The sequence below is a fragment of the Citrobacter sp. genome, from assembly GCF_050252275.1.
GTDB lineage: Bacteria > Pseudomonadota > Gammaproteobacteria > Enterobacterales > Enterobacteriaceae > Citrobacter_A > Citrobacter_A amalonaticus.
Window position 1 is genome coordinate 1 of record NZ_JBFWLF010000152.1, and the last position, 10781, is coordinate 10781.

Genomic DNA, 10781 nt, shown 5'->3' on the forward strand with positions numbered 1-10781 from the left:
ATCTACTGATCTCCAACGGTCAGGGTAAAGCGGTTGCGTTTGCACTGTTCAGCCTGCAGGACCGCGGTAAGCTGTTCCTGGGTCACGGTGCTGAAGTATACGAAGGCCAGATCATCGGTATTCACAGCCGTTCTAACGACCTGACGGTAAACTGCCTGACCGGTAAGAAACTGACCAACATGCGTGCTTCCGGTACTGACGAAGCCACGGTTCTGGTTCCGCCGGTTAAGATGACTCTGGAACAAGCTCTGGAGTTCATCGATGACGACGAACTGGTAGAAGTGACGCCGCAGTCTATCCGTATTCGTAAACGTCACCTGACGGAAAACGATCGCCGCCGCGCGAACCGTGGTCCGAAAGAAGATTAATTGATAATCTTGTGACGAAAAAAGCCGCTGATATCAGCGGCTTTTCTTTACCTCAATCTATTCAGAAGAAATATTTAACCCCAACGCGAATCTGATTTTGTTCGCGGTGATAGGGTTCTACGTTCCGGTCCAGCCAGCGCAGTTCGAAGTAGGGCAGCCAGTTCTGGTTGATCCGATAACGGAAGGTATTCGTAATTTCCCAGTGATGATCCTTGCCATTGCTGCTATTAAAATCATTCACCCGCATAAAATAGTGGGGTTCAAAGGTATACGAGAATTTATCGGTAATAATAAAGTTCCAGTAGTTGCCGATCTCATAGGTATCGTTATTATCTCGATCGCCATTTAAATCGACCGAGCTGTAATTATTATGGTTGTAGCGGTTACGCACCGTCAGATTAAACCACGGTGTAAATTTGTAATTCACGTCCAGATACACCGCGCCGCTGGAGCCAATACTCTTGTCGGTAATCAACCCGCCAGGTTGGATCGTTAATTTATCCGTGGGTTTGAAGAGCGGATACCAGCCCTCGATCTCGTTATAGCCGTGTTTTAACTCGTCTTCACGCTGGAGCGTATAGGTATTAGTGAGCATAATGCCCGCACCCATGTCAAAGTTATAGCCAACGCGCAGCATGATCTCTTGTTGATCGGATGCCAGATTATACGCCTCCCGGTTTTCGACATAAGCGCCAGCAACTACAGAGGTGGATATCACTGAAGATAACAGAATGAGAGTATGTAATGTTTTCATCATAAATCCATTTTTTAAGCGTAGGGAAGCCGCCATCCATCTGGATGGAAATAGCGGCAAGATTTGTTTAAAGATTTACAGTAGCGATGTTTTTATTGTTATTGGTTACGTCAGAACGAGTGTTGTTCTTTTTTCGTTGATTTATTTCCTCGATAATAAAAGCGAAACGCGCTTCGTTAAGCTTATAAAAGAAACCCATGGTCAGTGCAGCAATAATCGCCAGACCACAGGGCCAAAGAAAAATTAACTGGCGTAATCCCAGTAAGGTTGCGTCGCTTTGCGCGATGTTGGGGATATAACCAATCTGGGTCAACATCATTCCGGGCAGGAACCCCGCCAACGCAGCGGAAATCTTGCGCGAAAAGGTATATCCAGTATAGACGGAACCTTCTGCGCGAATCCCCGTTTTCCATTCGCCGTAATCCACGGTATCCGGCACCAACGCCCAGTTCAGGCTGTTCACGAAGGCGGTACCGAAGAAGGCTACACAGGAAAAGGTGACGAATAAAAATGAGGTTCCGCCCCAAAAGAAATTCAGGATATCCCCAACTGCCCAGAGCGTTAGCCCTCCGAGATAAACCTGTTTTTTACCGAAACGCCTTACGGTCATGGGTACTAACAGTACACCTGCCAGAATGCACCCCATGCTGAAGAAGCCCATCCATGAGAGCAAATGGATATCGTTCAGAACGTACTGTGTGTAATAGACCTGGATCGCCAGTTTGATGTTGAACGCTGCCAGCGTACACAGATTGGCAATACACAGCACTAACAGAGGTGGGTTGCGGAAAATCGCGCAGAACGACTTGAGAATGCCAGGCTTATGGTGATCTGGCACGATTTCGATGTAACGTTCCTTAACGCCACGGAAACACCACCACATACTGAACAGTCCGCACACGGAGAAAATCAGCGCGGCAATTAAATAGCCCAGCGACGGCGAACGGGTAAACAACGCCTGAATCGGCATAAAGCCGACGGTACACAGCAGCAGACCAATGGTTGCGCCGCCCTGACGCCAGGCGGCAAGCTGGGCGCGTTCGTGCGGGTTTTTGGTGATAGCAGGCACCATTGCACCATAAGAGCAGTTCATAAGGCTATAAAACAAACCAAACAGCATAAACAGGAGGGTGGCCAGCGTCGTCTTCACCGTTAAGGTAAAGTCCGTGGCAAAGAACTGCGCACTGGCAACCAGCGCCACGGGAAAAGAGGCATAAAGTATGAAGGGGCGGAATTTACCCATTACACCAATATTACGGCGTGAATCCAGTAATACACCGGTTAATATATCGGTAAAGGCAGTAAAGAACTTCGCCACCAGGAAGATTATACCGCCGTAATACGCAGGCATCCCCAGTACATCGGTATAAAACTTAAGCAGATACAGCGTCCCGATACACAGCATCAGGTTTGAGCCAAAATCACCTATGCCGTAGGCGCACTTCTCACGCAGGCTCAGTTTCAGCGTTAGCGGATCATGGTCAGACATAATCGCCTCTCATAACGCCCCGTAGGGCGTTGGATATTATTGTTTTAAATCGTTTGTTTACGGGCTTCGATTTCGCCAACGATACGGATATACATTTTTTCGTTGAGATTGTAGAAACAGCCCATTGCAATGATGGTGACGACCGCCAGCGCACAGGGATAAATAAAGATCAGCTGCCGTAACCCCTCGACCGTTCCCGCCGATTGCACCACGTTAGGCACATAGCCGATTTGGGTCAGCATCCATCCCGGGAAGAAGCCGGCCAGCGCCTGTGAAACCTTACGGAAGAAAGTAAAACCGGTGTAAACCGTCCCTTCAGAACGCACGCCAGTTCGCCATTCGCCGTATTCCACCGTGTCGGAAACCAGCGCCCAGTTCAGGCTGTTCACAAACGCAGAGCCGAAGAATGCCAGGCAGGAGAACGCGACAAAACTGACCGAACCTCCGCCGAAGAGGTAGTTGAGGAGATCGCCTGCAACCCAGATCAGCAGGCCACCGATATAGACCTTTTTCTTGCCAAAGCGACGCACCATCCCCGGCATTAAAAAGACGCCGATGAAGATACAGCCCATGCTGAAAAAGCCCATCCACGACAGCAAAATCGGATCGTTCAGCACGTACTGGGTGTAATAAACCTGGATCGCCAGCTTGACGTTAAATGCGCCGAGCGTGCAGAGATTGGCAATACACAGGATGAAAAGCGGACGGTTACCGGCGATGGCGCGAAAGGACTGCAATAATCCCGGTTTTTGCGCCGCGTCGACAGGTTTCACTTCGACATAGCGCTCTTTCACCCCGGCATAGCAGCACCACATAAAGAACAACCCGAACAGCGAGAACAGCGTCGCGGCGAAGATATACCCCAGTTGCGAATTGCCTTCGATCAGGTTCATGACCGGCACAAAACCGACGGTGCACAGCAGCAGGCCAAGCGTCGCGCCACCCTGCCGCCAGGCGGCGAGCGAGGCGCGTTCGTCCGGGTTTTTGGTGATGGCGGGCACCATTGCGCCATAGGAACAGTTCATCATGCTGAAGAACAGCCCGTAGAGCATAAACAGGACGGTCGCCATGACCGTTTTTCCGGTGATTTCAAACGGTGTACCGACAAAGTTAGCGATAGCCAGCAGGGTCACCGGAAACGCAGCGTACATAACAAAAGGACGGAATTTACCTTTTGGACCGATTTTACGTCGTGAATCGAGCATAATACCGGTTCCCATATCGGTAAACGCGGTAAAAAACTTGGCAATAAGAAAAATGATACCGCCATAGGTGCCCGGTAAACCGAGAACATCGGTATAAAACTTCAGTAAATAGAGCGTACCGATATCCAGAAGAATATTGGAACCTAAATCACCCATTCCGTAGGCGAGTTTTTCCTTAAAGGGCAAGCGTAGGGTTGCCGGGTTGGTTATGTTTTGACTCATGATTATCCCTCATTTGCCCATGAGTTTTCCCATGGGCGAGCCTTATTAGATGTGGCGTAAAGATGCAAACAGCGACGCCCACTCACTTTTCGCGCGATAAAAGACTGGCGGTTTACCTAATGGCGCATCCACGGTTACCTCGCCGCCACTTTGCGTTTCACCTGTCCAGAGATTCACCCAATGATCCTCCGGCAGATACAGCGTCCAGTCGCTGCGGCCCTGCTCATGCACCGGAGCGACCAGCAGGTCTTGCCCCAGCAGGTACTGGTATTTCAGGGTGTAGGTACGCGCATCGTTTTCGTAATGCAGGAACAACGGACGCATAACTGGCAAGCCAGTTGCGGCGTTTTGCGCGACGGCTTGCTTAAGGTACGGCTTCAACATCGTAAACACGGTCGTCATTCTGGCGAAATGGGCGATGGTTTCCTCATCGCTGTCAAACTGCCAGTTATCACCGGGACGGTTACCTTCGTGGGTGCGCATCATGGGCGTGAAGGCATTGAAATCACACCAGCGCAGCAGCAACTCTTTGCTGCGTTTCATCTCAAACAGGGTGGTATAGCCGCCAATATCGCTATGGTGCAGGCCGTGACCGCTCATAGCCAGCGACAGGGCTGCGGGAATAACGGAGGCGAGTCCATCGTCCAGACTCCAGTCCACGTTCTGGTCACCCGCCCACATCATGGTCGAGTATTTCTGACTGCCGGTATAGCCTGCGCGCATAAAGAACAGGATCTCGCCGAGTTTGCCGGTTTCCTGTAATGCCTCGTAGTTACATTTTGCCCACAGCGCAGGCCAGGCGTTATGCATGATCTCCGCGCTGACGCCGTTATGCAGAACCGTGTCGGTCGGCAGGTATTCGCCAAAGTCCGCCATCCAGCCGCCGCAGCCGAGTGCGATCATATTTTTCTTGATGACGTCTTTGAACCAGTCGTAGGCCGCCGGGTTGGTCAAATCAACCACGCCGCCGTAAAACTCACCAAATTCAACCAGATAATCATTACCGGACGCATCTTTTGCCAGATAACCGTGCTTTGCCGCTTCGGCGCACAGGTCTTTATCGCTGGCGACATACGGGTTGATATATGAAAGGAATTTCACGCCTTCGGCGTTCCACTGTTTGATACGGCTGTCCAGTTGTGGATAGTTGTCGCTGTTCCACTTCCAGTTCCACATCACGCGCTTACCGAATGACGTCATGCGGATCCCGGACCAGTCCTGCGCCCAGATGCCGTTTACCTTCACGCCAGCACGACGCATCGTATCCAGTTTCTTCTGGCACACTTCGGTGCCGCCCTGAATGCCCAGCGTGACGCCATCATAAATCCAGTCCGGTAATTCTGGTTGGCGACCTAACAGCGCGGTCAGTTTTTCCAGCAGCGCGATATAGGTGTCGGCGCATTCAATACGCAGGGTGGTTTTCTCCTTCCACAACGCCAGTTCGTGATAATCCGGCGCGCTGAAGTCAAAATTCATGTAGCAACTGTTATCAACGTGGCAGTAATACTTCTGCGTACTGACAAACGTGGGTTGTGGGAAGAAGGTCCAGTAGTAGTCGCCGCCTGCGTTCTCTTTGCAGTCGGCCTGCCAGGTGACGTAGCTATTCTTATTTCGGCCCACCCCCTGTTCGCTGGTCCACAGTGGAAACGGCTTGCCACGCAGATCGAAGTAAGAGAACTGCTCGCCGCAGCCGTAGATATGGTCATCCGGGTTAGCCGCCAGTCTCAGCCAGATACGGTTATGGTCGGGATCGTCATTGTGCAGATCCAGTTGCAAACGACCCGCTTCATCGGTGGAGATATGCAGCGTCGCATTGACGGCATCACCACGACTAAAGCGTACTCGCCAGCCGTCAGCTGATTCACTGACCGTGGCATCGGTCAGGGCAATTTTCTCGTTAAGTTTGTCTTTAATGCTGAAGTTGCCACGAAACATGTCGATATCGGCGACGCCAGCACCAACCCACAGACAGGGGGCTGCTTCGCTGTGACGTAAAATTAATCGCTGGTGGTACGTTAGCGTAAATCCATTCTGTAACGTCGTCAGCTCTAAAGGGGTTGACCGTTGTTGTAACGAATTCATCATCGTCTCCGTAATAAATAGGGTAATTCGGTAATTTGTCGGAAATCTTTTATTCACTGCCGATGAGAAAATGCATCTGATGTATTTCTCCTGGCGCGAGATAAATCAGGCCTGTTCCGGAGTTAAAGGCATCGGGTGGGCAGGTCATCGGTTCCACTGCAAGACCACGCCTTGCTAATTTCTCGCCGGTATATACCTGCAGCCAGGGTTGATGGCTGCGTAAAAAAGTCGTTATGTTTTGTGAGGCACAGGTCATCCTGACTTCCCACTCAACCTCAGGTGTCAAGACCCTGAATGTATGATCGATAGAGGTTCCTGCAATACGTCGCGGCGTTGTGAAATCCCGTTCACTACCTGTTTCTTCACTCGCAGGAAGCGTCAATTCACAACCATCAATGGGGTGCAGATTGCAGGTCAAATAGGGATGGGCTCCGGCACCATACGGTGCGATTTCGTCACTCAGATTCTGCGTACGAATAAAGACATGCAGCCCGTGTGTTTCCTCCAGTCGATAAATCACCTCTGAAACCAGCGCAAAGGGATAACCATAAGAAGGCGGCAGAAAAATCGTCAGTGACGCTTCCGTTTTTGACTGCTGATTAATCTGCCAGTCCCGCCAGGCCAGTAATCCATGAATAGCGCTATGCGTAACCGGATCGTTAATAGCAAGCTGGAAGCGCTTGCCGTTATGTTGATAGCAGCCTTTTGCCACGCGATTTGGCCAGGGTATTAGCACTTTTCCCAAATGCGCCAACGGTATCTCTTCCGGCTTATGGGGAATAACGACGTGACGCCCACGGTGCGTCAGTTCTGCTAATCCGGCGCCAACTGTGACTATTTTCGCGCAGTAGTGCCCGGCCTGAAGATGAAGTGTTTTTCCACCGCTATGCATGGCTGCTATCCTCGTTGCTTACCTGGCGTTGATATCCAGAAGACCGGCAGCAACCGCAGGAGCAAGGCCCGGTGCCAGCGGTAAACGCGGAATGACCAGACAGTGCAACAGGTGATAAATATCCTGTTTACCGTCCCATACCCGTGTTGTGACCTTGTTGTCCGCATCCAGCTCCTGCCACCAGGAACCATTTTCGTAATCCATCAGGTACTTAATGCAGTATTCCCACCACGTCTGATACCAGGTTTCGTACTGGCGATCGCCCGTGACCGTATATAGCGCATAGGCGGTACCCATTGCTTCTACAATCGGCCAGCGCACCCGTTCACGAACAATGGGTTTGCCATCCCAGTCAACGGTGTACACGATGCCGTCAGCGCCGTCGGGTGCCCAGGCATCACGAATGGTGGCGTGGAAAAGACCTTTTGCGTCTTCCAGTAACCAGGCGGGCGGTTGTTCGCTTCTCGCTTCTAACGCGGCGTGGATATGCAGCATCAGACGGCCCCACTCAATCCAGTGGCCTGGCGTGCCGCCATAGGCACGGAAACGGTGGGCGGGGTTGTCTTTGTTGTAGTCGCGGACCGGGTTCCAGTTCACGTCGAAATGCTCATTGACCCGGTATTCCCCTTTGCGGGCGACATCGTGAATGATGACCGAGGCGATGTGGATCGCACGATCCAGCCATTTTTTGTCATGGGTGACGTCGTAAACAATCAGGAAGGCTTCCACGGCGTGCATATTGGCATTGCCGCCGCGATAGTCTTCGGTTTTGCTAAACGCTTCATCCCAGGATTCCAGACACATTTGCTCTTCTTCACTCCAGAAGTATTTCTCAATGACTTCAATGGTGTAATCGAGCAGTTTCCTGGCCTCAGGGTGTCCGGTGGTGACCGCGCTGGCAGCGCCCAGCAGTGCAAAAAAGTGTTGGTATCCCTGTTTGGAGGCATCTACCACGCCTTCATCATTCACGCAGGCGTACCAGCCACCGTATTTTTTATCCCGCAGCGCGCCGTTCATGGCCTTAATACCGTGATCGACCAGGCTGTAAGCGCCCGGTCTGCCCATCGCTGCGGCGACGGAATAGACGTGCAGCATGCGGGCGGTGATCCACAGGTGCGTGCCCATCTCTTCTTTGACCTGTCCTTTATTACCCAGCCAGCCGAATCCGGTTGGCACCGCCGCGTTCTTACCAAAATTGAAGATGCGATCGGTTTCTTGCTCCAGCCAGCGGTTGTGGCTCATGGTGTTAAACCATTTCATGCTTTGATCCTCGTATTAACGGCGGCGGGCCATCATTTCATCGACAATTTCACCTAAGCGTTGCAATTTAGGTGCAGACACATCACGCAGCATCATCTCGCTGTCCGGCAGGCCAATCACCGATGACCAGACCGCACGACCGGCCAGGAAGCCAGAAGCGCCTGCGCTCATCGCAACGCTGACCGCGCGTGGAAACAGCTTTTCATCAACGCCGGAAGAGAGAATGACCCACGGCATATTGATGTGTTCGTTCAGGTGTTGAGACGCGCGGAGCAGGGCTTGCTGCGTGCCTTTACCCTGCAGCGGCATTTCGACCTTATAGAGATCGGCGCCGCTGTCGCCCAGTTCTTTGGCGGCATCGATAATCGCCTGTTCGCGATCGAATTGATCGCCGCGACGCGGCGGACGGACCACCGGTTCGATGATGCTCAACAGACCATGGCTATGGCACAACGTATTAAATTCTTTCACCATTTCAAGACGTTGCTGCGCGTCTTCATCACTGCGCCAGAGCACCAGCAGCTTTAAGGCTTTCGCGCCATCCTGCTTGACGGCTTGCGGATTGATGGTTTTATCAATCACTACGCTGTCGACGGGGATGCCATTACCCGGGATGAAGGCGTCGGCGGCGACAATCATGGCGCAGCTTTTGGCAACGGCGTTCTGCTCTACCGCCTGGCGGTAGCAAAACTGTTGGTCAAGCAGGATCGCGGAGGCATACGGCGAGAGAATTTTTGCAGCATTGACTTTAAAATCAGTAAGATGCTGATCGGTGACCGGCGTTGGCGTGCCTGCGGCGGCAAACATCAGGCGCATTGCTTCACGCTGGTCAACGGCCAGCATGGCGAAACCGCCGGAAGGTCTGGTGATATCTTTCAGGGTGTACGTGGTCATTCTTCAGTCCTTTTTACCTGTCAATGGTGGTTTTTCAGTCCGGCTGTCGTGCGAACCTGTTCAAGAATGGCGGTCCAGTCTTCCCGCCCGCGGCCAGCGGCTCGCGCCTGGTTATAAACTTCCCTGGACGCCGCGCCGAGCGGCATAGGAACGTGCAGCTGGTTGGCGACATCCAGCGCGATGCCGAGATCTTTGTGGGCCAGGTCGATCATAAAGGCCGGGGAAAGATCGCCTTTCAGCACTTTGTTCGGCCACGAGGTGGTGAAGTGACCTTTACCGGCGGGTGTCCCGCTCATGACCTGTAGCGCGACATCGAAGGAGAGACTCAGCGCTTCACACAGCACGGCGGCTTCGGCTGACAGGGCATTCAGCGCAATGCTCATGTAGTTGTTAATCAACTTCACGCGGATCCCCATCCCGGGACCTCCGGCGTTAATCAGTTCATTGCCCATTGCCATCAGTACCGGTGTGGCGCGCTCGACCTGGTCTGGTGTGCCGCCCGCCAGCAACAGCAATGTACCGGCAACGGCGTGATCCGAGGTTCTCCCGACCGGGACATCCATCATGGCGAAGCCTTTAGCGCGAAGGTCGGCGATCAGCTTGTCAGTCTGCAAGGGATGGATGGTTGACATATCGATCACCAGCGCTTGTGGGGAGAGGCGTTCGCAAACGCCGTTTTCGCCCAATAAGACGCTGCGTACCAGATCGCCGTTGGGCAGCATCGTGATGACAAACTCAGCGCCTTCTGCGGCCTGTGCTGGAGAGCGGGCGGATTGTGCCCCTTTTTCGACCAGACATTGGACGGCATCGGGGTTAACGTCAAAAACGCTGAGTTGGTGACCCTGTTTGAGTAAGTTGCTCGCCATTGGGGCGCCCATCTGTCCTAATCCGATAAATGCGATGACTGCCATATCGTTCTCCTGAGACGGTGGTGTCATTTTTTGTCAATTATGACCGGTTGTTTCTGTCTGTTTTTGATCGTATTTGTAATTTATGGTCAAAAAATTGACAGCCGTCACTTTTTAAACATTTTGTGGAATTAAAATAATCTCATCCCGAAATGCTTAAGGAACGACCATGATTCGTATTGCTTGTGTAGGTATTACCGTGCTGGATCGCATCTATTACGTAGAAACGTTACCGGCTGTAGGCGGTAAATATGTGGCGCGTCGTTATACCGAGGTGGGCGGTGGACCAGCCGCCACTGCCGCAGTGGCAGCGGCGAAGTTAGGGGCACAGGTAGACTTTATTGGCCGTGTGGGCGATGACGACACCGGAAAACACCTGTTGGCGGAGCTGGAATCTCTGGGGGTCAATACCCGTTACACCCGGCGCTATGCGGGGGCAAAGTCGTCGCAATCGGCTATCATGGTTGATGCTCAAGGGGAGCGGATTATCGTCAATTTCCCGAGCCCCGATTTGCCGGCGGAGGCCGACTGGCTGAATGACATCGACTTTTCCCAGTGGGATATCGTACTGGCGGATGTTCGCTGGCATGAAGGGGCAAAGCAGGCGTTTACACTGGCGCATCAGGCGGGCGTGAAGACACTGCTGGATGGTGATGTGACGCCGCAGGACATCAGCGAGCTGGTGGCCTTAAGCGATCAAGATCGGA

The 10781-nt window shown here is 52.6% G+C and carries 9 protein-coding genes and 1 pseudogene; 2 read left to right on the forward strand and 8 right to left on the reverse strand.

Annotation, left to right across the window (positions count from 1 at the left end):
- A pseudogene (locus tag AB7E14_RS13785) lies at window positions 1-368 on the forward strand (translational GTPase TypA); the annotation flags it as partial.
- A gap of 61 nt (window positions 369-429) precedes the next feature.
- On the opposite strand, the gene ompL reads toward AB7E14_RS13785, so the two are convergent.
- The 8 genes from ompL to yihU form a co-directional block, all read right to left on the reverse strand.
- Entirely contained in the window at window positions 430-1122 is a 693-nt protein-coding gene (gene ompL / locus AB7E14_RS13790; protein WP_042998849.1) for a porin OmpL, read from the reverse strand.
- A gap of 67 nt (window positions 1123-1189) precedes the next feature.
- Window positions 1190-2611, reverse strand: coding sequence for an MFS transporter (locus AB7E14_RS13795; protein ID WP_044257152.1), 1422 nt, complete (start codon window positions 2609-2611; stop codon window positions 1190-1192).
- A gap of 44 nt (window positions 2612-2655) precedes the next feature.
- Window positions 2656-4038: an MFS transporter gene (locus tag AB7E14_RS13800; RefSeq protein ID WP_042998851.1), complete on the reverse strand. Its 1383-nt coding sequence runs from the start codon at window positions 4036-4038 to the stop codon at window positions 2656-2658.
- Between the two features lie 45 nt (window positions 4039-4083).
- Window positions 4084-6120: an alpha-glucosidase gene (locus AB7E14_RS13805; protein WP_316962790.1), complete on the reverse strand. Its 2037-nt coding sequence runs from the start codon at window positions 6118-6120 to the stop codon at window positions 4084-4086.
- Between the two features lie 49 nt (window positions 6121-6169).
- The gene (locus AB7E14_RS13810; RefSeq protein WP_216082024.1) at window positions 6170-7012 is read right to left on the reverse strand and encodes an aldose-1-epimerase; all 843 of its coding nucleotides are present in this window, start codon (window positions 7010-7012) and stop codon (window positions 6170-6172) included.
- Between the two features lie 18 nt (window positions 7013-7030).
- Window positions 7031-8272 (reverse strand): sulfoquinovose isomerase, encoded by a 1242-nt coding sequence (yihS, locus tag AB7E14_RS13815; RefSeq protein WP_044265143.1) that lies wholly within the window; start codon window positions 8270-8272, stop codon window positions 7031-7033.
- A 15-nt stretch (window positions 8273-8287) separates the two neighbouring features.
- Window positions 8288-9166, reverse strand: coding sequence for a sulfofructosephosphate aldolase (yihT, locus tag AB7E14_RS13820; protein ID WP_044326764.1), 879 nt, complete (start codon window positions 9164-9166; stop codon window positions 8288-8290).
- A gap of 20 nt (window positions 9167-9186) precedes the next feature.
- Window positions 9187-10077 (reverse strand): sulfolactaldehyde 3-reductase, encoded by an 891-nt coding sequence (gene yihU, locus AB7E14_RS13825; RefSeq protein WP_316962785.1) that lies wholly within the window; start codon window positions 10075-10077, stop codon window positions 9187-9189.
- 166 nt (window positions 10078-10243) lie between these two features.
- Here yihU and AB7E14_RS13830 point away from each other — a divergent pair.
- Window positions 10244-10781 (forward strand): PfkB family carbohydrate kinase (locus tag AB7E14_RS13830; protein WP_428169604.1); only part of this gene is annotated, 538 nt, incomplete at its 3' end.